Here is a 24,495-nt window from a genome sequence, read left to right as displayed (position 1 = left end):
CTTTTTCGAGAACTTAGAACGGAACACAACCAATGAGTGATGAGACCCCGGAAGTACCCGGCGGCGAACTCGAGCCCCTCAGCGGGAACGTCCTCTCCGACCGCGTGGAGCAGATCGACCTGCAGACTGAAATGCAGCGCTCGTACCTGGACTACGCCATGGCGGTCATCGTCGGGCGCGCCCTCCCGGACGTGCGCGACGGCCTGAAGCCCGTGCACCGCCGCGTTATCTATGCGATGTACGACGGCGGCTACCGGCCGGACCGCTCGTTCAACAAGTGCGCCCGCGTAGTCGGCGAAGTCATGGGCCAGTACCACCCGCACGGCGATTCCGCGATCTATGATGCGCTGGTCCGCCTGATCCAGGACTGGGTCATGCGCGCCCCGCTGGCGCTCGGACAGGGCAACTTCGGTTCCCCCGGTAACGACGGGGCTGCTGCACCTCGTTATACAGAGACCAAGATGGCCCCGCTGGCCATGGAAATGGTCCGTGACATCGACGAGGAAACCGTCGATTTCATGGACAACTACGACGGCCGCAACCAGGAACCCACCATCCTGCCGGCCCGCTTCCCGAACTTGCTGGTCAACGGCTCCTCGGGCATCGCCGTCGGCATGGCCACCAACATTCCCCCGCACAACCTGCGCGAGGTGGCTGACGGTGTGCAGTGGTACCTCGAGCACCCCGAAGCTTCCAATGAGGAGCTGCTGGAGGAACTGATCAAGCGCGTCAAGGGACCTGACTTCCCCACCGGCGCCACCATCCTGGGCCACAAGGGCATCGAGGATGCCTACCGCACCGGCCGCGGTTCCATCACCATGCGGGCCGTGGTCAACGTGGAGGAAATCCAGGGGCGTACATGCCTGGTCGTCACCGAGCTGCCCTACATGGCCAACCCGGACAATCTGGCCATCAAGATTGCCGAACTGGTCAAGGACGGCAAGATCACCGGCATCGCCGACATGCGCGATGAAACTTCCGGCCGAACCGGCCAGCGCCTGGTGATTGTGCTCAAGCGCGACGCCGTTGCCAAGGTTGTGCTGAACAACCTGTACAAGCACACGCAGCTGCAGGACAACTTCGGCGCCAACATGCTTGCCATCGTTGACGGGGTGCCGCGCACGCTGAGCCTGGATGCGTTCATCCGCCACTGGGTCACCCACCAGCTCGAGGTTATTGTCCGGCGTACCCGCTACCGCCTGCGCAAGGCGGAGGAAGTGGCGCATATCCTCCGCGGGCTGCTCAAGGCACTGGACGCCCTGGACGAAGTCATTGCGCTGATCCGCCGGTCCAGCACCGTCGATGAGGCCCGTACCGGCCTGATGCAGCTGCTGGACATCGATGAACTGCAGTCCCAGGCCATCCTGGACATGCAGCTGCGCCGCCTGGCAGCACTGGAACGGCAGAAAATCCAGGACCAGCACGCCAAGCTGGAAGTTGAAATCGCCGAGTACAACGCGATCCTGGCTTCCGAGGAACGCCAGCGCAGCATTGTCAGCGAAGAGCTGGCAGAAATCGTGGACAAGCACGGGGACGATCGCCGTACCAAGGTCCTGATGGGCTACGACGGTGACATGAGCATGGAAGACCTGATCCCCGAAGAGGAAATGGTCGTCACCATCACCCGCGGCGGCTACGTCAAGCGCACCCGCAGCGACAACTACCGTGCCCAGCACCGCGGCGGCAAGGGAATCCGTGGAGCCCAGCTGCGCGGTGACGACGTTGTGGAACACTTCTTTGTCACCACCACGCATCACTGGCTGCTCTTCTTCACTAACCTGGGCCGCGTCTACCGTGCCAAGGCCTATGAACTGGCTGAAGCCGGGCGCGATGCCAAGGGCCAGCATGTTGCTAACCTCCTGGCCTTCCAGCCCGGCGAACACATTGCCCAGGTGCTGGACCTGCCCGACTACGAAGCAGCTCCCTACCTGGTGCTCGCCACTAAGCGCGGCCTGGTCAAGAAGACCCAGCTGTCCGACTACGACACCAACCGTTCCGCAGGCGTCATCGCAATCAACCTGCGCGAAGGCGACGAGGTCGTGTCGGCGCAGCTGGTCAGCGAAACCGATGACCTGATGCTCGTTTCCCGCAAGGGCCAGTCCCTGCGCTTCACTGCCACCGATGAGGCGCTGCGCCCCATGGGCCGTGCCACCTCCGGCGTTACCGGCATGAAGTTCCGCGAGGATGATGAACTGCTGGCAGCTGACGTCGTCACCGAGGACTCATACGTGTTCATCGTGACAGAGGGCGGCTATGCCAAGCGAACCTCCGTCGACGAATACCGGGTCCAGGGCCGCGGCGGCCTGGGCATCAAGGTTGGCAAGTACAACGAAGACCGGGGGCACCTGGTGGGCGCCATGATCGTCCAGGAAGAGGACGAAGTCCTGGTAGTCATGCAGGGCGGCAAGGTTGTCCGTTCAGCAGTCTCCGGTGTCCCGGCCAAGGGCCGCGACACGATGGGCGTCATCTTCGCCAAGCCGGACAAGAACGACCGCATCATCGCTGTGGCCCGGAACTCCGAGCGTGACCTCGCCGTGGAAGCGGACGAGGACGACGCAGCTGCCGAAGGCGAGTCTGTGGAGGCAACTGTGGATGAAGTACCGTTGTCTACAGACGAAACGGCTGGGCGCGACGCGCAGTCTGCTGAAGATGGAGGTAGCGAGTGAGCTCGACCAACTCTAATGCCAGGTCCGGCGGCCCGCGGGTAAAAACCCCCGCCCGGCCCGCCCAGCGGCCTGGGACGGGTCAGAGCGCGCCAGGAAACCGGCAGCCGCTGGTCAAGCCGGCACCCAAGGCCAAGGCCCGCAAGGCCCGCCTTCTGGTAAGCAAGATCGACCCGTGGTCGGTTCTCAAGATGTCCTTCCTGCTCTCCGTGGCCCTTGGTGTGGTCACGGTTGTGGCAGCGATTGTCCTGTGGACGGTCCTGGACCTCACCGGCATCTTCGACCAGGTGAACCGTCTCCTGGGCGAAATTGCAGGCTCCGAATCCGGTGGATTCGACCTGCGTGAGTTCGCCTCGCTGGGACAGGTGGTCTCCTTCGCGACCATCATCGCCGTCGTCAATGTCCTGCTCCTGACGGCACTGTCGATGCTTTCGGCCGTGCTCTACAACATCGCCTCCACTCTGGTGGGCGGCATCGGTGTGACCCTCACCGACGACTAAAAACGGCTCTCTTCCGGCGCGGGCAAACGGTCCGCGCCGGAAGAATGAACCCGGATTTGTTGAAGTGGCCGAGGGTACGGTAGAGTCTTATCTCGGCCCGGTGAGGTATCGGGGCGTATAGCTCAGGCGGTTAGAGCGCTTCGCTGATAACGAAGAGGTCCCAGGTTCAAGTCCTGGTACGCCCACGGAAAACCATGAAAATGGTTGACCACAACGGCAAGGAGGCACTGTGAAGAAGCTGATTGCAATTGCAGCGGCGACGGCAGCGGGAGTCTTCGCCTTCAAGAAATGGCAGGAAACTGCCGCGGAGAAATCTGTCTGGAAGGCCTCGACCGACAAGGTTGAGTAGCTCCATCCGGAGCAGCTTGGTTTGAACACCCTTCCGGGTGGGATATACTGAAGCAGTTCCATTTCGGGGGCATGGCGCAATTGGTAGCGCACCTGCTTTGCAAGCAGGGGGTTCGGGGTTCGAGTCCCCGTGCCTCCACCGAAAGAAAGTCCCGGCCGGTAACGGCCGGGACTTTCCGCTTTAACGGCTTACGCACAGTCCGAACATTCCGCCCGGATTTCCGGGTTTCCCTCGCTCCCCGGCTCCGCGCACACGGCGCGGCCACAGCCGGTGGGCGCACACAGGGAATAACCTCTTCTAATGACCTTTCTCCTCGCCGTAGTCGGCGTGCTGGGCGTCTCCGCGTCCGGACCCATTATGGCCGCCACTGCGGCACCGGCCCTCGCCATCGCGTTCTGGCGCAACGCACTCGGAGCGCTCATCATGGGAGTTCCTGCAGGAGTGCGCGGACGGCAGCAGTTCCTCAGCCTCAACCGCACTGAGCTGCGCTGGACTGCCCTGGCATCGGTCGCCCTGGCACTGCACTTCGCCTGCTTCATCACTGCCCTGCAGCTGACTTCCGTGGCTGTCGCAACCGCTCTGGTGTGCCTTCAGGCCGGGTGGATTGCTCTCTTCGATGTCTTCCGCGGACGAAAGGTTGCCGCACAGACGCTTGCCGGCCTTGTCATTGCCTTCGTGGGAGTCCTCGTCATCACCGGGTTCGACATCGCGCTCTCGCCGCAGGCACTGCTCGGAGACGCGCTGGCTGTGGCAGGTGGTGCCCTGGCCGGGCTGTACACAATAGCCGGAGGCAAGGCCCGGCGCACCATGTCCACGGGCACCTATACAACGCTCTGCTACGGGTTCTGCGCCCTGGTACTGGCGGTTATGTGCCTGGCCTTCCGGCAGCCCGTCATCGGCTTTCCGCCGGCGGCCTGGGCGGGAATCCTGGGCGTGACCCTCATGGCCCAGTTGCTGGGACATACGGTGTTCAATCACCTGCTGGCCGTGATCAGCCCGCTGGTTGTCTCGATGACTATTCTGCTGGAAATACCCGGGGCAGCGATCCTGGCCGCGATCTTCCTGGGCGAGGAACTGCCTGGGGGAACCTACGCCGGGCTCGCTGTGATCCTGGGCGGCCTCGCCGTCGTACTGCTGGGCCAGGCTAAACGGCGTGAAAGTACTCCGCCCCCACCATGCGGGGAACCGCTGCCGCCTGCACCGCCCGCGCTTGGCGGGGATGTGAGCGCTGACCCTGCGAAGCCTTAAACCGGAAGGGACCGGATGCCTGAAGCATCCGGTCCCTTTCCTGCAGCTAAAGCCTACTTCTGCGGCTTGTCGGCCTTGGCCGAGGTGTCTGCGTGTGCACCGCCGGACTTCGCAGCTGCGGCGTCCTTGGCGTTGTTGGCTGCGTCAGCGGCCTTGGTGCCGGCCTTCTGCGTGTTGGAAGCAGCAGCTTCCTTCACAGTCTGGGCGGCGTCCTTGGCCTTCTCAGCGGCCGTAGCAGCAGTGTCCTTGGCCTTGTCAGCAGGAGTATCTGCCGCCTTGGCTGCGGGAGCGGCGGACTTTGCTTCAGCGGCCGGGGCAGGTGCCGGGACCGGAACAGACGGCTGGGCCGGAGCCGGGGTCTTCCACGGGTCCTCGACCGGACGCGAAGCACGCCAGGCTGCTACGCCGGCAACCACAGCGGAGGCGATGATGCCGAAGATGAGCCAGCCCTTGCCACCGCTCTTGTTCTGCTTCCGGGCTTCCTTGGCGGCCTTCGCAGCAGCCTTTTGAGCCTGCTTGAGGGCTTTCTTGTTGCCAGTGGCCTTTGCAACGGCGGTCTGTACCGGAACAGCTGCGGTTCCGAGACTGCGCGTAACTGAATCTGCCGCGTCGCCAATACGGGTGGACAGAGTGGGGATGTAGCTGTCCACAACCTTGTCCTTGGCGTGGGTCAGGGCCGGCGAAGCCTTATCCAGGGTGGTCTGAATTTTCGGCGCCGCGTCGTCGACAACCTGGCTAATCCTGGGGCCGACCTTCTGCAGGCCGTCCTGGAGCCGCGGAGTCACGACTGCGACTCCCTGCGCGATCTCATCGGCTGCGCGCTTGAGCCCGTCCTGGATCTTCGGAGAGGCGGTTTCGATTCCCTTTTCGATGCGGGGAACTGCCCATCCGACGGCTGCTTCTACTTTGGGGGTTGCCCAGTCACGCGCCGTTTCCACGCCTGCGGTGACATTCGCTTCGAAGTCACGGGCAATGCGGTCCTTCTTGTTCAAAACTACCTCCCAGGATAGTGACGGTTCAGCCTTAGCCTACGTGCAATGCCGGTTCTGTGCTATCAGAGCCCTGCCAGCCACTGGATTTTCACTGTGCGCTGAACAGGGCGTTTTCCAGCCGCCTGTAAGGCCGCCGTGGAAGAATGAGCGTTATGACTGCTATTCCTACCGCAAAAGCAACCGTCCACACGACCAAGGGCGATATCCGGATCAACCTCTTCGGCAACCACGCGCCGAAGACGGTCCGCAACTTCGTCGGCCTGGCAACCGGAGAGATCGAATGGACTGATCCGGCAACCGGCGAGAAGACCAGCCGTCCGCTCTATGACGGAACCATCTTCCACCGCATCATCAAGGACTTCATGATCCAGGGCGGCGATCCCCTGGGCCGCGGCACGGGCGGACCGGGTTACCAGTTCGACGACGAGATCAGCCCGGACCTGGACTTTGCCACTCCGTACAAGCTGGCAATGGCGAACGCGGGCATCCAGATGGGCCGGGGCACCAACGGCTCGCAGTTCTTCATCACCTCTGTTCCCACCACCTGGCTGCAGGGCAAGCACACCATCTTCGGTGAAGTTGCCGATGACGAGTCCAAGGCAATCGTGGACGCGCTCAACGCCGTTCCCACCGATATGCGGGACAAGCCGACCGAAGATGTTGTTATCAACAGCATCACCGTCGAGCAGCTCTAGCCGCTTCGCCGGAACCCCGGCCGGTACCGCCGGCCGGGGTATCCCTCTTTAGAACTTCCTGGAGCACACACACCATGTCCTATGGAGTACCTGCCGGAACACCTGCCCACGATGTGCCTGTCTGCCCCCGGCACCCCGACCGGGTCAGCTACATAAGGTGTCAGCGGTGCGGCCGTGCCGCCTGTCCTGAGTGCCAGCACACGGCACCGGTGGGCATCCAGTGTGTTGACTGTTTTCAGGAAAGCCGCCGCCAGTCCCCGGCGTACCGGACCCAATACGGGGGCGCGGTTCGTGCCGGAAAACCCGTTGTGACCATTACGCTCATGGTCCTGTGCGGTGTGGCCTACGCCCTGCAATGGATTGTTCCCGGCTTTACGGAGCTGTTCTGGTTCGCCCCGGTTTACGCACAAGTCGAACCGTGGCGCATGCTCACTGCCGCCTTCCTGCACTCCCCCGGCTTCATCTTCCACATCGCCTTTAACCTCTATGCCCTGTGGCTGCTGGGCAGGTCGCTTGAACCGCTGCTTGGCAGGCTGCGGTTTACCCTGCTTTACCTGATCTCCGCACTCGGCGGTTCGATCGGCGTGCTTATGCTTGCCCCGGGCCTGCAGGCAGTAGTTGGTGCGTCCGGAGCCATCTTCGGACTCTTTGGTGCCCTCTTCGTCATCCAGCGGCAGCGTGGCGGTGAGGTGAAAGCCCTGCTGATCCTAATCGGCATCAACCTGGTGCTTGGCTTTGTCTACCCCAGCATCTCCTGGCAGGCCCACCTGGGCGGCCTGGTAACCGGTGCAGCCTGCGGCGCCGTCCTGGCCTACGCACCGAAGGGCCCGCGTCGTTCCCTCTTCCAGTTCGGCGGACTTGCCCTCATTACAGTGGTGCTCGCGGTTCTCAGCTTCGTCTGGGCGCCCAGCTTCCAGCCTTAGACGCCTTCCGGGCGGGCTCCAGCAGCCGGCTTGTCCGGTCCCTTGCGCCGGCTCCCACCTTACCCCGCACTCTTTCCCCGCGTCCCGGCCGGGAGTTAGTCCAGCTCCCGGCGGCCGTGCGGCGTGCCCTATTTGGCGTTCTCCTGTGCGTGGCCACACACACGCCGGCTCCTGCGGACAACCCCGCCGGACCGCGCTCTCCTTCCGCTGAGGAAAAATGCTGCAGCGCCGCAGACGGGTCACAGCTGTGCGGCAACCAGTCCATCCACAGGGTCGCCCCCAGTTATCCACAGAGATACCCACATTGTTAATAACTTACAGTGGTGTAACTCGAATCCTGGGGGTGTTCTGCACGGTCGCCGGATAGAGGGACAGAGCAGACCGCGGATGTTATCCACAGGCCTGCTGAGAAGTTGTGCACAGCCGGTGGGTAACTCTTCGACAGAGTTATCCAGTGCTGTGTATGAGTTACACACATGTAATTCCACAGCTGTGGATAACTCGCATCCCCGCGCTGGCGCCAAATAGGCCCGCACTAGCCACAGAGTTATCCACTGTTGTGGATAACTATCTGCACAAGGTGGGTATAAACCCCTATGCGTGGAGCACGCTTTATCCCCAGCTTTTCCACCTGCTGCTGTGGATAAGGCAGGGACGGCACTGAGGTGCACGGTGTCTCTATCTGCAAGATCACACACATAGTTATCCACCCCTGTGGATAACTATGTGTGGAGAACCTGTACCCCTGTGGGTAACCCTGTTAAAAACTCCTGCGTCCGCGGTCTGCCGTGGTCAGCCGCGCAGCGACGGCCTGGGTACAGCCGGCGGTGCGCCCGTCCCCGGTCAAAAAAGAACTCCCGGGCTGCCGTGGCAACCCGGGAGTCGAAGAGAATCGGTAGTCGGCTAGCGCCAACGCGTGGTCATCAGGAATCCCACAATGGCGACCCCGAAGCCCACGAGGATGTTTCCGGCCCCGAGGGCGGGGACGGGGTAAACACCTTCAGAGATGTAGAAAACGATGATCCAGATGAGGCCGATGATCATCAGGCCGAACATGACGGGCTTGTACCAGACCGGGTTCGGCTTCGGCTCGGACTTCGCCTTGGCGGGCACTGCTCCTGTCGCTGCCGGGGGCTTCTTGCGGGACTTGGACTCTGGCACGGATCCTCCTAGCGGAACCGGCTCTGGACGCCGGCACGGTTATGGTCTGCGGGTTCCCCGCACAGCTCGCCTGGGCTGGTCCGCTGGCTATATCCTGACGGGGTATCTGCGGTGGGCCGGGCGGTTGTGTAAGGTCCCTCTCATCCAATCGTAGCGAATGAGCAGACCGGGCGTGCCCGGATGCGCGGCCAGCCATTGAGAGGACCGGAACCGGGTGGAGAGTACCGCTAACAAAATCGAGGGAGTTGAGGCTGCGGAGCCGCCATCCGGCAAGCCACGCGTTCCCCGGCGCAGACGGGGCAAAGGCGCCATGGCCGTACAGGTGATGGGCGAACTGCTGATTACCCTTGGCCTGGTTCTGGTGCTGTTCGTCGTCTGGGAACTCTGGTGGACCAACATCGAAGCTGACCGGAACCAGGAAGCAGCCATGGAGGAGCTGTTTGCCGGGTTTGAGCCCGCCCCCGCAGCACCGGCCATCCCGCTTCCCGAATCCTACGGTGACCCTGCGGTGCTTCCAGCCCCGGAAACCGACGGAACTACCTTTGCCGCAATCTATATTCCCCGGTTTGGCGCCGAGCATGCCCGTCCTGTCACACAGGGCGTGGGCACCGAGGTCCTGGACACACTGGGGCTGGGCCACTACCCCGAAACAGCAATGCCGGGAGAGGTTGGCAACTTTGCCCTGGCCGGACACCGCCAGACCCACGGGCAGGTGCTGGACGCCGTCGACACCCTCGTGCCCGGAGACCGGATCTATGTGCAGACCGCCCAGGGCTACTACACCTACGTGTTCCGCAACAGCCAGATTGTCCTGCCGGACCGGGTGGACGTACTGGCCCCCGTGCCCACACAGCCGGGTATAGCGCCTGAAGAACGCATCCTGACGCTGACCACCTGCAATCCGCGGTTTGGTTCGGAGGAGCGCTTCATCTCCTACGCAGTTCTGGACTCGTGGCAGCCGGCATCAGCTGGACCGCCCGAAGAGATAGCCGCAGTCGTCAGCCGTAACTCTGCAGGACAGGGATAAAATGTACGCTTGGATCTTCCGGCATCTTCCGGGGCCCCTGTGGGTTCGTATTCTTACGGCTCTCGTGCTGGCAGCCGGAGTGGTGCTGGTCCTGATGATGTACGTCTTCCCCTGGTTCTCGGAATTCAGTTTCCTGGCACCCCTCACGGATTCAACGATTGGCGGTTCTGAAACGCAATGAGTACCCGCATCCTTGTGGTCGACAACTACGACAGCTTTGTCTACACCCTGGTGGGGTACCTCCAGGAACTGGGCGCTGAGACAACCGTTATCCGCAATGACGACCTCAGTGCCGACCAGGCCCGGGAAATGGCTGCCGAGCACGACGGCGTCCTTGTGTCCCCCGGACCCGGGGCCCCGGCAGAGGCGGGTATCTGCATCGACTTGATCCGCTGGTGCAGTACCAATAACAAGCCCATGCTTGGCATCTGCCTTGGTCACCAGGCTCTGGCCGAAGCATTTGGCGGTACGGTCACGCACGCACCGGAACTTATGCACGGCAAGACTTCCCAGATTCAGCACGAGGGAACTGACGTGTTTGCAGGACTCTCCAGCCCCCTGACTGCTACCCGCTACCACTCCCTCGCAGCGGTGGCGGAATCAGTACCGGAAGAGCTGGAAGTGACGGCCAGGACGCAAAGCGGCATCATCATGGGACTGCGCCACCGCACCGCTCCCCTGTCCGGCGTCCAGTTCCATCCGGAATCGGTACTCACGGAGGGTGGCTACCAGATGCTGGGGAACTGGCTGGAAACCCTGGGACTCACCGGGGCCGCAGCGCACGCTTCAACGCTGAGCCCGCTGATCAGTTCCGCAGGCTGAGGAACCGCAGTCAAGAGCCGGCCGGAACGGTCAGCCGTTGCCTCCCCTGCGGTTTCCCGGTGCCGATGGTGATGCGGAGGAGCTGGGCGAGGCCGACGGCGAGGGCTCAGGAGCCTTGGCCACCGTCAGTGTGATGGTGCTTCCCTGCGGCACGTCGCTTCCGGCGGGCGCACTCTGGCCAGTCACGGTACCCGGCTCAACCACACTGTTCTCGACTTCTTCCACCTCTACCCCCAGCCCGTAGGCGGGATCGGCGAGGTAGGCCTTTGCTTCTTCCACGTTGGTGTCCACGAGGTTCGGGACCGTGACCTTGCCGGTGGACAGCACCAAATCCACGGTGCTTCCCGTCTGGACGGAAGTACCAACACCAGGTTTGGTCTCGATAACCCTGCCTTCCGGGACGGTGGGACTATTGGCCGTGGCCGTGTCCCCTCCCTGCAGGCCAAGCAGGCGGAGTGTGTCGCGTGCCTGGGCCTCGCTCATCCCGGGCAGCGTATCCGGGATCTGTACTGCAGACGGGCCCTGGGAGATCAGGAGGGTTATGTCGCTGTCGAGCTCCACTGTGCTGCCAGCCTCCGGCTCAGTGCCGATGGCCAGGCCCGGCTCAACTGTGTCGCTGTACTGGGGTTCGGTCACCGGCGCCCTGAATCCTTCGGCAAGCAACGCATTGATCGCGTCAGTCTGGGACATGTTCTCCACGTCCGGGATGCTTGCCACCGCGGGCGGCGGAGGCGGCTGGTTCACGAGGTTGTAGGCGTAAATGCTGCCGCCGGCCAGAATCAGCGCAATAGCCGCAAACAGGGTGATGATCCAGGCCCTGCGGCGTCCGCTGCGCTCCGGATTCCCGTCCGCACGGCTGGACGGAGGAAGGATTGAATTGTCCTCTTCTTCCTCCAAATCGCTGGCGGACATGCTTGTGAGAGGGCCGCCTTCGAGCACACGTGCCATGGCCCGGGTGCGCGGCTCATCGGAGGGAACGGGCTCAGAGCGCACGGACTGGCGAGGGACAGCCTGTGTGGCGGCCGTTGGATGCGGGTCTACCGTGCCGGCGCGTGCCGCCAGGAGGGCCTCGCGGAAGGCGTGCGCATTCTGGTACCGCTCATTACGGTCCTTGGTGAGGGCATGCCCGAGGACAGAATCAAGGGCGGGGGTCACCTCGGGGTTGAAGCTGCTCGCTTTGGGGGGTGCCTCCCGCACGTGCTGGTAGGCAACCGAGACCGGGCTGTCCCCGATGAACGGGGGCCGCCCGGCGAGCATCTCGAACAGCAGGCACGCCGCTGAGTAGAGGTCGCTGCGGGCGTCAACGGTTTCGCCGCGGGCCTGCTCGGGTGAGAGGTACTGCGCCGTTCCGATAACTGCCTGGGTTTGTGTCATGGTGGCCGCGGAGTCTGCAATTGCGCGTGCAATGCCGAAGTCCATGACCTTCACGTGGCCGTCGTGGGTCACCATCACGTTGGCTGGCTTGATGTCCCGGTGCACAATGCCGGAACGGTGGCTGTACTCCAGGGCAGCCAGGACTCCCAGAGTGTAATCGACAGCCTCGTCAACGGTGACGTCACCGGACTTGATGAGGTCCCGAAGAGTCCGTCCGGATACGTACTCCATAACGATGAAAGGAAGCCGTACTTCGTCAGGGGAGCCGCTGGCCGGGGCCTGGTCGCCGGTGTCATAGACAGAGACGATTGCGGAGTGGTTCAGGCCGGCGACGGCCTGGGCTTCCCTGCGGAACCGCGACTGGAACAGCGGATCGCGCGCCAAGTCAGGGCGCAGCACCTTGATGGCGACGGCCCGGCCGAGCCTCGAATCGCGGCCCAGGTAAACATCGGCCATGCCTCCGCGGCCGATAAGCTCACCCACTTCATACCGGCCGTCAAGGATCCGGTCGGTGTTCAGCGTTGGGTGTCCCTTTAGGAAGTCCGAACTCATGGTGGTTACGGTCCGTCAGGATTCGTGGTTTCTCCGGCGGCAGGTGTCGACGCGGAGGGGGCGGGGCCGGAGGAAATGACAATGGTCACCGTGGAACCGCGCGGAACAGAGCTGCCCTCACGGGGGTTCACGCTGATAACAGTGCCCGCAGGCTGGCTGCCGGGCTGCTCCACCCGGTTGGGAACGAGCCCCGCGGCTACAATCGACTGGCTCGCTGCGGATGCCTGGGTGTCCATGAGTCCACCGGGGACGGTGACGAGTTCAGGGCCGCTGGAGTAGGTAATTGCGATTGCGTCACCCCGGGAGAGCGGGCCAACCGGGTTAACGTCCAGGACAGTGCCCTCGGGCTGGTCTGACGGCACCGGGTTGCGGCTGACCGCCAGCCCAAGGCTGCTGAGCTCCTGGGACACTTCGTTTACGTTCCGGCCCTGGTACTGGGCAGCGTTGATCGTGATTTCAGGAGCCTCGGTAGACGGGCTGGGCTCTGAAGTTGTCGGAGACGGGGAATTCGACGTCGGCGAGGCGCTGCTGCGGGTAGGGCTGCTCGAGACCGAGGTGGACGGCGACGTCGTCGGCTTGCTGTCTCCGGCGGGGTCGGAGTTCAGGTTCACTACGATCATGGCGATGATGCCCGCCAGGACCAGAGCCAGGATCACGATCAGCGGGATCAGCCACTTCTTGCGCTTCGGCTGGTCCGCATCGTCATTTCCGTAGCCGTCATTTCCGTAGCCGTCGCCGTCGCTGTCTACGTCTTCATCGGTCCACTCACGTGACGCTGCCAGGGCACCGGTCTGCTCACCCGCGTTGGCCATGGGCAGGGCCGAGGTTGAGGGAGAGGTGTCCACGACGCGCGTTGCAGACGTGTCGCCGGGCATGGGCACCGGTGCGGTGACCGTGCTGGTTGCCGCTGTGCCTCCGGAACCGAAAAGCAGCATGCCGGGTACAGCCTGCTGAGCAGCGCTGATGTCGCCGCGGCGGATGGCCGCAACAGCGCGGGCAAGGGCCTCGGCGTCGGCCGGACGGTCTGCCGGATCCTTGGCAAGCATGGACATGATCAGCGCCCGTACCGGAGCCGGTATCGACTCCGGCAGCGGCGGCGGAGTGTCGTTGACCTGTGCCAGCGCAATGGCGATCTGGGATTCGCCCGAGAACGGGCGGGTACCGGCAAGCAGTTCGTAGCCGATGACTCCAAGGGCATAAATGTCGCTCGAACCGGTCGCCTGCTGGCCGGTGGCCTGCTCGGGGGCGAGGTACTGTGCCGTACCCATGACCTGGCCGGTGGCGGTGAGCGGGACCTGGTCGGCAAGGCGCGCAATGCCGAAGTCGGTGATCTTTACCCGCCCGTCCGGCATGATCAGCAGGTTGCCGGGCTTGACGTCCCGGTGCACCAGTCCCTGCCGGTGCGCGACTGCCAGAGCAGTGGCCGTCTGTCCAATGATCGAGAGGGTGCGGTCCGGGGAAAGGACCTTCTCGCGCTCGATGATGGTGGAGAGCGGCTGGCCGGGGACGAGCTCCATCACCAGATAGGCGGAACCCTCCTCCTCGCCGTAGTCGAACACGTTGGCGATGCCTTCGTGGTTCAACAGTGCGGTGTGGCGTGCCTCAGCGCGGAAACGGTTCAGGAAGCCCGGGTCGCCGGTGTACTCCTCCTTGAGGATCTTGATGGCAACGATCCGGCCCAGGACAAGGTCCCGTGCTTTCCAGACCTCGCCCATACCGCCGATGGCTATACGATCGGTCAGCTGGAACCTGCCGCCTAAGGTGATTCCCGAAGTAGGCCTCACTTATTCAACACCGCCTCTAGGAGTTTTTGCGCGCTTGGAGTGGTCAATTGGGATCCGGTGGCCAGGTCAACATTTTCCATCACGATGGAAATGACTACCTCCGGGTCATCGGCTGGGGCGAACCCGGTGAACCAGGCGTTGTCGCCGCGGTCCTGGACTTCCGCCGTGCCGGTCTTGCCTGCAACCTTCACCCCGGGGATCCTGGCTGCGGAGGCGGTGCCGTTGTCTACTACGCTGACCATCCAGTCGGTCAGCTGGGCGGCAGTGCCGGGGCTGATCGAATCGTTCAGCACGGTGGGCTCGGGCTCGTTCAGCACCGAGAGGTCGGGAGCCCGGACTGTCTTGATGAGGTTAGGAGTCATCTGCACGCCGTTGTTGGCTATGGCAGCTGAAATCATTGCCACCTGCAGCGGAGTCGCCGTGACGCTTCCCTGGCCAATGGAGGAGAGAGCAAGCTCGGCCTGGTCTTCGGTCTCGGGGAACTGGCTCGCGGTGACGGGTGTCGGAATGCTCAAGGACTCACCGAAGCCGAACTTCGAAGCCTGCTCCGAGAGGGCATCCTGTCCCACCTCCCAGGCGATCTGCGCGAATACCGTGTTGCAGGACTGTTCCAGTGCGAACTGGATGTCCGCCTCCGTGCGGCTTGCACAGGCACCGTTGGTGTAGTTGGGCAGGGAAATGTTGGTCCCGGGCAGCGGCAGGGCAGCAGGATTTGGGATCACGGACTCGGCGTTGAACTTGCCGGTCTCCAGGGCTGCTGCGGCGTCGATGAGCTTGAAGGTGGAACCGGGAGCCAGCAGGGACTGCGTGGCAGGGTTCAGATAGGGGGAAAGGCCTGGAACGCTGAGCAGCGCATCCATATTGGCATTTACCTCTTCGGTGTCATGGCCGGCGAGCAGGTTGGTGTCATAGGCCGGTTTGGAAACCATGGCCAGGATGTCACCGGTCTTGGGATCCATCATCACAATCGAACCGCGCTGGCCGTCAGGGATGAGGTCGTAGGCCATCTGCTGCAGCTGTGGGTCAATCGTCAGTTCCACCGAGGCGCCCTCCGCCTGGGAACCGGAAAGCAGCTTTACAACCCGGTCAAAGAACTGCTGGTCACTGTTGCCGGCCAGCTCGTCATTCATGGCCTGTTCCAGCTGGCTGCTGCCGTGCACCAGGGAGAAGTAACCGGTCAGCGCTGAATACACCTCGGGGTTGTTGTAGACCCGCTGGAAGTTGAACTGGTCGTTCGAAGGAACGGACTCTGCGATCGGAACGCCGTCCACCAGGATGGACCCGCGGTTCTGTCCGAAGTCCTGGTAGAGCTGCCGGCTGTTGATCGGGTTCTTGTTGAGTTCGTCCGCTGCAAAGAACTGTACGTAGGTCAGCGAGCCCAGAATCGCGAGGAACATGGCGAGGGCCACGATCCAGCTGTTGCGGATTGCCTGGTTCATACTCCTGTCACCTCATTCCGTCCTTTGCGTCCCGGTCCCCGTCCAGCGGCGGGAGAGGCCAGTGCAGGTTCCATATCAGTGAGAAGTCCAGTCGCAGCAGGGCGCCGGGCAGCGTCGGAGATCAGCAGCAGCAGCGCCACAATGATCCAGTTGGCCAGCAGTGACGAACCGCCGGCAGACATAAACGGTGTTGTCAGGCCGGTCAGCGGGATGAGGCGGGTGACACCGCCAATCACAACGAAGCACTGCAGTGCGATGGTGAAGGAGAGGCCGCACGCCAGGAGCTTCCCGAAGCCGTCCCGGGTGCCCAGCGCCGCGCGGAAGCCGCGGGAAACGAGCAGCACGTACATAAGAACGATTGCGAAGATTCCGATCAGGCCCAGCTCCTCGCCGAGCGCAGCAATAATCATGTCCGAATTGGCATACGTGACCATGTCCGGGCGTCCCTGCCCCAGGCCGGTGCCGGTCATGCCGCCGCTGGCGAGGCCAAAGAGACCCTGCACCACCTGGTAACTTCCGCCCGGGGAACGTTCGATCACTTCGGGGTCGAACGCGTTTAGCCAGCCGTCGATGCGCAGGGCAACGTGGCTGAACAGCTGAGTTGCCACAAATCCGCCTGCACCGATTAGCCCCAGGCCGATCAGGACCCAGCTCACCCGGCTGGTTGCCACGTAGATCATGGCCATAAAGAGGCCGAAGAAGAGGATGGAAGAACCGAGGTCGCGCTGGAATACCAGGACCCCGATGCTGACGGCCCACGCAGCCATCATGGGACCCATGTCCTTGAAGCGGGGGAACTGCAGCGGACCCACCTTGCGTCCTGCCAGCAGAATCAGGTCGCGGTTGGTGGACAGATACCCCGCAAAGAATATGGCCAGGGTGATCTTGGCGATTTCACCGGGCTGGAAGGTGCCGCCCCCAACACTGATCCAGATCCGGGCGCCGTTAATGGTCAGCCCAAGCGGCGTTAGGGGAAGCAGGAGGAGGACGGCGCTCACGATCAGCGAGATATAGGTGTAGCGGCGCAGGATCCGGTGGTCCTTGATGAGGAACAGAACGCCAATGGCGACTGCCACGGCCAGTGTGCTCCAGAGCAGCTGGCGGTCCGCAGCCGTGGTCCCCTCGGCAATGTCCAGACGGTGGATCATTGCCAGTCCGATGCCGTTCAGGGCCGTCACGACCGGAAGTATTACCGGGTCGGCATATTTGGCGCGGAAGCGCAGCACAAAGTGGAAGGCCAGTACCAGTGCCACGAGGGTCCCGCCCTGGAGCCAGAAATCGGAATCGAAGGCACGGTCCTCATCGATGCCCACGAGCATGTTGGCGCCGACGCCCACGCCCAGGGCAAGCACCAGCAGGACGGCTTCGATGTTGCGGCGCGGTTTGGCCGGAGCTGCGAGTTCTGACATCACTGCTGGCCTCCGCAGGCGTCTATGGGAGGAAGTGCTTCGGTGGTGGTGGCAGCATCGAGTGCCTCAGCGAGTACGGAAGGAGATGGCGAGGGAACAGGATCTGCCGGCTGAGGGCAAAGGATCGCCTTCGCGGTTCCGCGGAGCTGGTCAACAATCTGCTCGGCGTGCACGAGGTCCCTGGCCGGAACGGTGTCGTTGACACGGCTGCGCCAGTACTCGGGGAGGCTGTCAACCGGGATGTTCGTGGTCTCCGCAACCTGGGAAAGCCTGATCGGACCGATGGTTTGGGACACACCGTTGTAAATGGCCACCCGGTTGTCCGCCGATCCCACGTAGTAGCGCGTCTGCGTCCAGGCGTAACCGACCCAGAGGACGGCGGCCAGCAGGGCGGCAATCACTCCCAGGACTACCAGCAGGATCCAGCGGCGGCGCCTGCGCGGCTCAACAGGTGCATCCTCGGGCGCGTCCGGGCTGCCGGCGTCGTCCGCCTTGTGCATAAGCAGGCGTGCCGCGCGCCGTTCTGCCGAACGTTTGGTGACAATTGGAATCTGCCCGGTTTCGGTGGCAAGCGAAGCGGCGCCGACCAGCACATGGGGCCTCGACTCCAGATCCCTGCGGATGAGTTCGGCGCGGGCGGGGCTGTCTGCCTCTCTCGCCTCCTCGCCGTCGGTGCCGGTGCCTTCGCTGTCTGCATGCGGTTCATCAGCTGTATCAGCTTGATCCGGCAGCGGCCGGGCGGCAGCGCCCTCAGCCTTGACGGCAGCGGTCCCTGCCGTGACTGGGGCAGGTTCCCGGACAGGTGCCGGGGCGGGGGCTTCAGCCTCTTCAGCGACCTCGATAATCGCCACCGTCACGTTGTCCGGCGACCCGCCCGCCAGGGTTAGTTCCACGAGGGTGTCGACGGCGGCGCCCAGATCCGTGGAGTCCCGCAGCACGGTCTCGATGTCGCTGTCCCGCAGGACTGCATTGAGCCCGTCTGAGCACAGCAGCCACTTCTCGCCCGGTTCCACCTCAAAGGTAGCCAGATCAAGTTCCGGACTGGCGTCCACATCACCCAGCACGCGCATCAGCACATTCTTATGGGGATGGACTTCCGCGTCTTCGGGCCGCAGACGGCCCTCGTCGATGAGCCGCTGAACGAAGGTGTGATCCACACTTATCTGCTCAAAAACGCCGTCCTTGAGCCGGTAGGCGCGGGAATCGCCGATATGTGCCAAAGCCAGGCGGTCGCCCTGAAGAAGCATGGCCGTGACCGTCGTGCCCATGCCGGACAGATCCGGGGACGTGGTGACAAGCTCCGAGAGCAGTGAATTTGCGGCCTGGATTTCATCAGCAAGGACGGTGACGGCCACGTCGTCAAGATCAGGGCGGTCGAGGTGGACCAGGTCCAGAACAGTGGAAGCGGAGGCCACGTTGCCCCCTGCATGACCACCCATTCCGTCTGCGACAACGGCAAGATAGCGCCCCACATAGGCAGAGTCGTCGTTCTTGAAACGAACCATACCTACGTCGGAGCGGGCAGCGTACCGAAGGACCAGGGCCACTGCTATGGCCTCAATTCAATGACTGTTTTACCGATGCGGATCGGAACCCCGGGGTCAACGGGCTGGGCGCGGGTGAGCTGGGAACCGCCAAGGAAAGTGCCGTTCGTGGAACCGAGGTCCTCAATAAACCAGCGGCTTCCCTGAGGGAAGAGCCGTGCGTGCCGGCCGGAGGCGTAGTCGTCCTCGAGGACGAGGGTGGCTTCCTGTGCACGTCCAAGCAGGATGGGGCTGGATGCCAGCTCCAGCGTGGTTCCGCGCAGCGGGCCTTCCGTCACAACCATTTCCCGGGCCTGGACCTTTGCAGGCGGCGCAGCAACACGTTCAAGTTCCGGGTTTTTCCGCACCTGCCTGGCTGTGGGAGTACCGGTGCGGTTGCGCGCACCGAGGACAAGGTCCCGCCGGATAGCCCCTACTACTCCGAGCACCATGACCCAAAGCAGGATGAGGAAACCGTAACGGAGCAGGGTCAGCGTCAGTGAACCGTCCATCAGCGCCCCCCGGAACGAACTGGAAGCAGACGGAACACAATGCGCGTCCTGCCCATGGCAATTGTGGAGCCGTCAGTAAGGATGGTTTCCCCCTGGACTTTCTGGCCGTTGACGTAGCTGCCGTTGGTTGAACCGAGGTCGATGGCACGGACGGTTCCACCGTCGGTACGGATTTCCAGATGGCGGCGGGAAACACCCGTGTCGTCCACCAGGATGTCCGCTTCGGAGGAGCGGCCAAGCACAACTGAGGACGCGTTCAGCGAATAGCGCTGTCCGTCAATGTCCAGCACGGGCTGCATGCGGGTGGGACTCTGGCGCGGTGCAGGCGGCTGAGGGGGCCGTGTCGCCGCGGCATGGGACTTCTCGGTTGCTGAATCAATTTCCAGGGAACCCGGTTTCAGCGATGAATCACGGGTGAAGGAGACCCTGACTGCACCCTGCAGTGTGTAGGACTGGCTGCGTGCGTGCTTGATGACAACGTCGCACAGTTCTTCCGCAAGAGGAGCGCCCCATTCCTGGGCGCGGGCGAAATCGTCGTCGGAAAGGCGTGCGGTGAAGACATTCGGGGCCAGGGTGCGGCCCTGCCCCAGCGTCATGGACTTCTCATCCAGTTCGCGGCGGAGCGCTATTGCCAGTTCGAGGGGTTCGACACGGCCGGAAGATCCGCTGGAAAAGGCACCGCGGACCATTCGTTCAATGCCGCGTTCAACGTTGTCGAGTAGGCCCATCTCCGCCTCCTTCCCTGTTCCTAGAACTTCCCTGGCTTGCCTTGAGTCCGCGCGGTGCCAGCGGGCGGCCAGCAGGCCGATCAGGGGGCAGGGCGCGGGTTATCCATTCCGATACTACTGGGGTCCGCTCGCAATTGTCTTAACACCCTAACGGTGTCCCCTTACCAATCTGTGCGCCCTGTTTCTGCAGGCGAAGCGTTCCGGAGCCGCCCGGGGGACCCGGATTCCCCGCCTGTTGGCAAGGGAGAACACCCCTCGGCGGACCTGCGGGTCCGGCGTTTGAGGAGCCTCACAGAGTCCGTTTAGGTGTTTCGGGGAAATGCCGGTATGCTTGATTCTGCTGTTCCCGAGGAATCGGGATGCGAATCTCACATCAAGGTGTGAGCAAATGAGCGTCCGAGGCTGAGGGAAATCACTTTGCGCGAGTGGCGGAACGGCAGACGCGCTGGCTTCAGGTGCCAGTGTCCGAAAGGGCGTGGGGGTTCAAATCCCCCCTCGCGCACACTATAGAGAATCACCCCGGCGGTTAGCCGGGGTGATTTTTTTATGCCGGTCAAGGACCGGCCGCGCCGGCACCCAAACGGGTGCAGCGCGGCAGCAGTGTCAGCTGCGGGACTTCTTGGCGTTTTCCTGCTTGACCCGCTGGTTCTCGGCACGGACAGCAGCGAAGCTGGCCCGTTCAGCGACCAGCCACTCCGGCGGGGAAGCCAGCAGTTCGTTGATCTGTGCGGTGGTCAGCGGCTCGGTGATACCGCCGCGGGAGAGACCGCCAATTGAGATGTTCAGTTTCTGGGCCACCACCGGCCGCGGGTGGGGGCCGTTGCGGCGAAGCTCGGAGAGCCATTCAGGCGGCGTGGACTGCATCTCGTCCAGCTGGGCACGGGTAACCGGGTTGTCCTGGAACTCCTGGGGAGCCGCAGGAAGGTAGATGCCCAGCTTCTTGGCAGCCGTCGCAGGCTTCATGGACTGGGAAGATTTTTCGGGGGTCATAGTTCAAGGGTATCCGCAGCCCCCGCAAGGTGTGGTGGGCTAGTGTGAACAGGTGTCCTCCGAGTCCCCGCAGCCGGCCCATTCCGCAGTTCCTCCGCTGAGGATTTCCTACGTCCCCGGTGTTACGCCGGGCAAGTGGGTGTCCCGCTGGACTGAGCGCCGCGGCAGGGAGGTCCAAGCCGTTCAGGCTGAGCAGGAACAAGCGCTTGAGGAGCTGCGAAACGGTTCCGCGGACCTGGTTTTCATCCGTATTCCCGAGGACGGCTATGAGCGTCCGGGGGACCTGCACGCGATCCCGCTCTACCGGGAACAGCCTGTTGTCGCCGCGCCCAAGGACCATCCCCTGGCGGCTTTCGAAGAGGTTGAATTCGCCGATCTCGCGGGCGAAAACCTTATGGATGCCGCGGAACTTGGGACCCCGGCAACGGCACTGGAAGTCGTTGCATCCGGGGCAGGGCTGTTCATCCTGCCGATGTCCGTGGCCCGGGCCCATTCACGCCGGGATGTCCTGACCCGCCCGGTGCACGGCGTGGAGGGGACCAGGATTGCGGTGGCGTGGCTCCAGGACACCACAGACCCCGACGTGGAAGAGTTCATCGGCATAGTCCGCGGGCGTACAGCCAACAGTTCCCGGCAGCCCTCGGCGAAGGGCGAACCGGCCGGGAAAACACGCGGCACTTCGGTATCCGGAGACCGGGAAGGTTCAAAGCCTTCGGGAGGCAGGAAAAGCGGAAAGCCGGTGAGGGGCAAAGCTCCGCACAGCAAGCCCGGCAAACCGGGCGGTAAGCCCGCCCGCCGCCGTCCCGGCAAAGGCCGTGGCTAGAACTCCTGGCGGTACTAGGTCAGCCAGTCCCGGAGGGCATTAAAACTGCCTTCGATCACCCCGTACACGGCGTAGACCGACACGGGGACCATGATTGCCCACTCCCGCCAGGAACCGGCACGGCCAATGATGGGCAGTGACAGGCAGCCGCTGGTCTTCCAAAACTTGGCCAGCAGCGGCATGGATGCAATCTTCCGCGGACGCTTTATGCGCAGCGGCCAAAGAATCATGACGCCCTGATGGGTGAGCAGGTCACCGACAATGTGGACTGCAACGCCCAGCCCCACCGCCAGGGGCAGCCAGCCGTTATTTTCCGGCGCATAGAGCGCAATAAACACCGAGAGCAGGATGGCCAGCAGCCAGCTGCGGCCCGCCCCGCCGGCAATCTTGAGTGCTTTCAGCGCGAACCCCATGAGCAGCACGGACAGTAGTCCCGCACCAACCTCAACGGTCCCAAAGCCCGGGACCTCGGCGGTAAGTTCTCCCAGTGCACCCGCTACTGCAACGAACACCGCAAGTCCAAGCAGGGAGTGTGTACCGCGCCGGTGCCCTCCGCTGATCTGTTCAGTGATTTTGGCCAGGATCCGGGTCAGCGGGGGAAGGGAATGGGCAATGGTCCCGCTGTGGTGGTCCAGATCCGGAAGAAGGGCTGCTCCGGCCGTGAGCAGGGCACCGCTTACGACGCCGAGAGGACTCACCGGGTAGATGCCCAGTGCATAGGGGGCAGCCGAGGCTACGGCTACCCATGCCGCTGCGCCGCTCGCGGCGTGATGGCCACCCATCATGGTGTGTTGCTTTCCTTCCGGGCAGTCCAAATAATCCGGTTGCCCGGTATGCATCCATTCTCCCAGCTGCCTCTGACATCAGCGTGCGGAGGTTCCCGGAGCTAGGGGTCCGTTAGGAGGTCCTGCATGATCCGGGCGGAGATTTGCGCCGGGGCGCCCAGGGAATCGACGGTCAGCCCGTCTTCGTCCCGGGCCAGCGGTTCAAGGTCTGCGAGCTGGGAGGGGAGAAGGGAGAGGGGCATGAAGTGGCCCCGGCGGGAAGCCATTCGTTCGGCGAGTACATCCGGTGCCCCGTCCAAATGTACGAACTGCACCCGGCCTTCTGCGCCGGAAAGCAAATCCCGGTAGCTTCGCTTGAGTGCTGAGCAGGCGATGACCGTGGACCGGCCGTTGAGTGCCTGCGTGGTCATCCAGCTGCGGATCGCCTCGAGCCAGGGCCACCGGTCATCGTCGCAGAGCGGGGTTCCTGCGGTCATCCGCTCAATATTGGCCGCAGGATGAAATTCCTCAGCTTCGGCAGCTATCCAGCCAAGGTGTTCTGAAAGGGTAGTGGCGACGGTGGTTTTGCCGGATCCGGCAGCGCCCATAATAACTAGGTGGCGGGGCACATGGCTCACGTACTGCTCCTCTTGACGCCGTTGTCTGACGAAGGAGTGCTGGCACTTCGCCGGAGAATAAAGGTATCACCATAGGCTGGCTGTGGTTCGGGCTGCGGACTACGCTTGATGCAGCGGTGATGCCCCCGACGGAACGTGAAGGACGCCTTGCAGGACCATACAGTCATTGAGCAGGACCGCCCTGCCGCAGAAGTGATGAACAGCCGGATCATCGAAGTCCTGGGCCGGGAGATTGCCACCGGGACGTGCGGGCCTGGAACCCGGCTGACCCTGGACGGTCTCCAGGAGCGGTTCGCAGTCTCACGCACGGTTGTGAGGGACTGCATGCAAATCCTGGAAGCCATGAACCTTGTGTACTCAAAACGCCGCATCGGCATTGTGGTCCAGGACCCCGTCTACTGGAACGTCTACGATCCGAGGATTATCCGCTGGCGGCTGTCCGGCCCGGGCCGGAAAACCCAGTTCAGGTCCCTCACTGAGCTCAGAATCGCCGTCGAGCCCCTGGCCGCTGCCGGGGCTGCCCGGAAGGCTACGCCGGAGCAGCGGGAGGCTCTGGTGGACCTTGCCCGCCAAATGAGGGAGAGCGCCGCCGATTCGGAGGCTTTCCTGGCCGCCGACATCGCCTTCCATACCCTGCTGCTGCAGGCCAGCGGGAACGAAATGTTTATGGCCCTCAGCGAGGTAGTTGCCGAGGTGCTTTCCGGCAGGACCCGGGAGAACCTGATGCCGACCAGGCCCAGACCTGAGGCACTGGATGGACACGAGGCCGTTGCTGCGGCTGTGGCGGACAGGGATTCGGCCGGGGCCCGGGCCCGGATGGCAGGCCTCCTGGTGGAGGTGGAAGAAGCCATCCTGGGCCAGGAGTAACCGCTTAGGTCGTGGCTGCCGTTTCGGCGCCTTCCGGGGTGACCACCTTGGCGGTTGGCTGCAGGTTCTCTGCATCCACCATCCAGGCGTACTGTTCCAGCTTGCCGATGAATCCGTGCAGGATGTCCGCCGTGGTCGGGTCTTCCTCATCCACCTGATCGTGGACGTCGCGCATGGTCTGTACAGTCCCGCGCAGCAGTGAGACCACCAGGGTCACCGTGTCCTTTGTGTCCACGAGTCCGGCCGGGAACGGGGGCAGGGAGGTGCCCTCCGCTACGGCTGTGCTGCGTCCGTCCGGAACAGCCTCCAGGGCGCGCATGCGTTCGGCCAGCTCGTCGGCGAAGAGCCGTGCATCATCAATGATCTCGTCAAGCTGAAGGTGCAGATCCCGGAAGTTCTTCCCCACCACGTTCCAGTGCGCCTGCTTGCCCTGAAGATGGAGTTCGATCAGGTCGACCAGCACGGCCTGCAGGTTGGTGGTGAGTTGCTGTGATGCCTTCATTGTTCCTCCTGTGTTGACGAACCAAGACTGCGAGAACCGTTGGATGACCGGCTAAGGACCGCCGCGGGAACTCGGATATAAGTAAGCTTACCTTCAGCTTGTGATCTGTTGTCCACTTCGTTACCGTGGGAGGGCCAAGGGGACTAAGCCCCCTTACTAACGGAGGTTCGTTCCGTCAGGAACAGCGCAATCCGCGACCGAAGGGACAGT

24 protein-coding genes and 3 tRNA genes are annotated in these 24,495 nt (G+C 63.3%); 14 read left to right on the top strand and 13 right to left on the bottom strand.

The features are described 5' to 3' along the window. Window positions 1–32: 32 nt before the first annotated feature. The 6 genes from gyrA (at window position 33) to FYJ28_RS09980 (ending at window position 4,760) form a co-directional block, all read left to right on the top strand. Complete coding sequence (gene gyrA, locus FYJ28_RS10000; RefSeq protein ID WP_055242802.1) at window positions 33–2,666, top strand: DNA gyrase subunit A; 2,634 nt, start codon at window positions 33–35, stop codon at window positions 2,664–2,666. Further along, the gene (locus tag FYJ28_RS09995; RefSeq protein WP_055242800.1) at window positions 2,663–3,163 is read left to right on the top strand and encodes a DUF3566 domain-containing protein; all 501 of its coding nucleotides are present in this window, start codon (window positions 2,663–2,665) and stop codon (window positions 3,161–3,163) included. The genes gyrA and FYJ28_RS09995 overlap by 4 nt, the downstream gene beginning before the upstream one ends. 111 nt (window positions 3,164–3,274) lie before the next feature. Then, window positions 3,275–3,348 (top strand) — tRNA-Ile (locus FYJ28_RS09990). Window positions 3,349–3,392: 44 nt separating this feature from the next. Then, entirely contained in the window at window positions 3,393–3,512 is a 120-nt protein-coding gene (locus tag FYJ28_RS17350) for a DLW-39 family protein (RefSeq protein ID WP_211372315.1), read from the top strand. A gap of 65 nt (window positions 3,513–3,577) precedes the next feature. Next, window positions 3,578–3,650, top strand: a tRNA-Ala gene (locus FYJ28_RS09985). Between the two features lie 162 nt (window positions 3,651–3,812). Next, window positions 3,813–4,760 carry a DMT family transporter gene (locus tag FYJ28_RS09980; protein ID WP_154579165.1) on the top strand — a complete coding sequence of 316 codons (948 nt, stop codon included), beginning with the start codon at window positions 3,813–3,815 and terminating at the stop codon, window positions 4,758–4,760. 53 nt (window positions 4,761–4,813) lie between these two features. Here the strand turns inward: FYJ28_RS09980 and FYJ28_RS09975 are convergent, their stop codons facing one another. Next, window positions 4,814–5,752 (bottom strand): hypothetical protein, encoded by a 939-nt coding sequence (locus tag FYJ28_RS09975; RefSeq protein ID WP_154579164.1) that lies wholly within the window; start codon window positions 5,750–5,752, stop codon window positions 4,814–4,816. Window positions 5,753–5,904: 152 nt separating this feature from the next. Here FYJ28_RS09975 and FYJ28_RS09970 point away from each other — a divergent pair, with 152 nt between their 5' ends. Together FYJ28_RS09970 and FYJ28_RS09965 are read left to right on the top strand one after the other, a co-directional pair. Then, window positions 5,905–6,447, top strand: coding sequence for a peptidylprolyl isomerase (locus FYJ28_RS09970; RefSeq protein WP_055242794.1), 543 nt, complete (start codon window positions 5,905–5,907; stop codon window positions 6,445–6,447). A 308-nt stretch (window positions 6,448–6,755) separates the two neighbouring features. Beyond that, window positions 6,756–7,370 (top strand): rhomboid family intramembrane serine protease, encoded by a 615-nt coding sequence (locus FYJ28_RS09965; protein ID WP_321164379.1) that lies wholly within the window; start codon window positions 6,756–6,758, stop codon window positions 7,368–7,370. A 903-nt stretch (window positions 7,371–8,273) separates the two neighbouring features. Here FYJ28_RS09965 and FYJ28_RS09960 read toward each other — a convergent pair. Next, complete coding sequence (locus FYJ28_RS09960; protein ID WP_055242791.1) at window positions 8,274–8,531, bottom strand: cell division protein CrgA; 258 nt, start codon at window positions 8,529–8,531, stop codon at window positions 8,274–8,276. Between the two features lie 310 nt (window positions 8,532–8,841). Here FYJ28_RS09960 and FYJ28_RS09955 point away from each other — a divergent pair, with 310 nt between their 5' ends. From FYJ28_RS09955 to FYJ28_RS09945, 3 genes are read left to right on the top strand one after another with little or no spacing between them, the layout of a single operon-like run. Continuing rightward, window positions 8,842–9,558 carry a class E sortase gene (locus FYJ28_RS09955; RefSeq protein ID WP_082413656.1) on the top strand — a complete coding sequence of 239 codons (717 nt, stop codon included), beginning with the start codon at window positions 8,842–8,844 and terminating at the stop codon, window positions 9,556–9,558. A 1-nt stretch (window position 9,559) separates the two neighbouring features. After that, the gene (locus FYJ28_RS09950; protein WP_055242788.1) at window positions 9,560–9,739 is read left to right on the top strand and encodes a hypothetical protein; all 180 of its coding nucleotides are present in this window, start codon (window positions 9,560–9,562) and stop codon (window positions 9,737–9,739) included. Then, entirely contained in the window at window positions 9,736–10,380 is a 645-nt protein-coding gene (locus tag FYJ28_RS09945) for an aminodeoxychorismate/anthranilate synthase component II (protein ID WP_055242787.1), read from the top strand. The genes FYJ28_RS09950 and FYJ28_RS09945 overlap by 4 nt, the downstream gene beginning before the upstream one ends. 30 nt (window positions 10,381–10,410) lie before the next feature. Here the strand turns inward: FYJ28_RS09945 and pknB are convergent, their stop codons facing one another. Genes pknB through FYJ28_RS09910 form a run of 7 tightly spaced genes read right to left on the bottom strand, consistent with a single transcriptional unit; the run spans window position 10,411 to window position 19,701 of the window. After that, window positions 10,411–12,306, bottom strand: coding sequence for a Stk1 family PASTA domain-containing Ser/Thr kinase (gene pknB, locus FYJ28_RS09940; RefSeq protein WP_195840645.1), 1,896 nt, complete (start codon window positions 12,304–12,306; stop codon window positions 10,411–10,413). A 5-nt stretch (window positions 12,307–12,311) separates the two neighbouring features. After that, complete coding sequence (locus tag FYJ28_RS09935; RefSeq protein WP_326831640.1) at window positions 12,312–14,090, bottom strand: protein kinase domain-containing protein; 1,779 nt, start codon at window positions 14,088–14,090, stop codon at window positions 12,312–12,314. Next, window positions 14,087–15,529 (bottom strand): peptidoglycan D,D-transpeptidase FtsI family protein, encoded by a 1,443-nt coding sequence (locus tag FYJ28_RS09930; protein ID WP_154579162.1) that lies wholly within the window; start codon window positions 15,527–15,529, stop codon window positions 14,087–14,089. Before FYJ28_RS09930 ends, FYJ28_RS09935 begins: the two co-directional genes overlap by 4 nt. Beyond that, on the bottom strand, window positions 15,526–16,938 hold the full coding sequence (locus FYJ28_RS09925; RefSeq protein WP_154579161.1) for an FtsW/RodA/SpoVE family cell cycle protein: 1,413 nt from the start codon (window positions 16,936–16,938) through the stop codon (window positions 15,526–15,528). The genes FYJ28_RS09930 and FYJ28_RS09925 overlap by 4 nt, the downstream gene beginning before the upstream one ends. Further along, on the bottom strand, window positions 16,938–18,443 hold the full coding sequence (locus FYJ28_RS09920; RefSeq protein WP_154579227.1) for a protein phosphatase 2C domain-containing protein: 1,506 nt from the start codon (window positions 18,441–18,443) through the stop codon (window positions 16,938–16,940). The genes FYJ28_RS09925 and FYJ28_RS09920 overlap by 1 nt, the downstream gene beginning before the upstream one ends. A gap of 44 nt (window positions 18,444–18,487) precedes the next feature. Further along, the gene (locus FYJ28_RS09915; protein WP_055242776.1) at window positions 18,488–18,973 is read right to left on the bottom strand and encodes an FHA domain-containing protein FhaB/FipA; all 486 of its coding nucleotides are present in this window, start codon (window positions 18,971–18,973) and stop codon (window positions 18,488–18,490) included. Next, window positions 18,973–19,701, bottom strand: coding sequence for an FhaA domain-containing protein (locus FYJ28_RS09910; protein WP_055242774.1), 729 nt, complete (start codon window positions 19,699–19,701; stop codon window positions 18,973–18,975). The genes FYJ28_RS09915 and FYJ28_RS09910 overlap by 1 nt, the downstream gene beginning before the upstream one ends. A gap of 419 nt (window positions 19,702–20,120) precedes the next feature. Here FYJ28_RS09910 and FYJ28_RS09905 point away from each other — a divergent pair. After that, window positions 20,121–20,203, top strand: a tRNA-Leu gene (locus tag FYJ28_RS09905). A 101-nt stretch (window positions 20,204–20,304) separates the two neighbouring features. On the opposite strand, the gene FYJ28_RS09900 is transcribed toward FYJ28_RS09905, so the two are convergent. Next, window positions 20,305–20,664: a DUF5997 family protein gene (locus FYJ28_RS09900; RefSeq protein WP_195840651.1), complete on the bottom strand. Its 360-nt coding sequence runs from the start codon at window positions 20,662–20,664 to the stop codon at window positions 20,305–20,307. Between the two features lie 79 nt (window positions 20,665–20,743). Here FYJ28_RS09900 and FYJ28_RS09895 point away from each other — a divergent pair, with 79 nt between their 5' ends. Further along, complete coding sequence (locus tag FYJ28_RS09895; RefSeq protein WP_326831638.1) at window positions 20,744–21,514, top strand: substrate-binding domain-containing protein; 771 nt, start codon at window positions 20,744–20,746, stop codon at window positions 21,512–21,514. A 14-nt stretch (window positions 21,515–21,528) separates the two neighbouring features. On the opposite strand, the gene FYJ28_RS09890 is transcribed toward FYJ28_RS09895, so the two are convergent. Further along, window positions 21,529–22,299 carry a metal-dependent hydrolase gene (locus FYJ28_RS09890; protein ID WP_154579159.1) on the bottom strand — a complete coding sequence of 257 codons (771 nt, stop codon included), beginning with the start codon at window positions 22,297–22,299 and terminating at the stop codon, window positions 21,529–21,531. Between the two features lie 101 nt (window positions 22,300–22,400). Continuing rightward, complete coding sequence (locus FYJ28_RS09885; protein WP_326831637.1) at window positions 22,401–22,916, bottom strand: gluconokinase; 516 nt, start codon at window positions 22,914–22,916, stop codon at window positions 22,401–22,403. 147 nt (window positions 22,917–23,063) lie between these two features. Here FYJ28_RS09885 and FYJ28_RS09880 point away from each other — a divergent pair, with 147 nt between their 5' ends. Next, complete coding sequence (locus tag FYJ28_RS09880) at window positions 23,064–23,783, top strand: FadR/GntR family transcriptional regulator (protein ID WP_326831636.1); 720 nt, start codon at window positions 23,064–23,066, stop codon at window positions 23,781–23,783. Window positions 23,784–23,787: 4 nt separating this feature from the next. Here the strand turns inward: FYJ28_RS09880 and FYJ28_RS09875 are convergent, their stop codons facing one another. Beyond that, on the bottom strand, window positions 23,788–24,285 hold the full coding sequence (locus FYJ28_RS09875) for a Dps family protein (RefSeq protein ID WP_055242766.1): 498 nt from the start codon (window positions 24,283–24,285) through the stop codon (window positions 23,788–23,790). Window positions 24,286–24,495: the final 210 nt, after the last annotated feature.

Source organism: Arthrobacter sp. BL-252-APC-1A (assembly GCF_009696625.1).
Taxonomy (GTDB): domain Bacteria; phylum Actinomycetota; class Actinomycetes; order Actinomycetales; family Micrococcaceae; genus Arthrobacter_B.
This window is presented reverse-complemented; position numbering and strand designations above follow the sequence as displayed.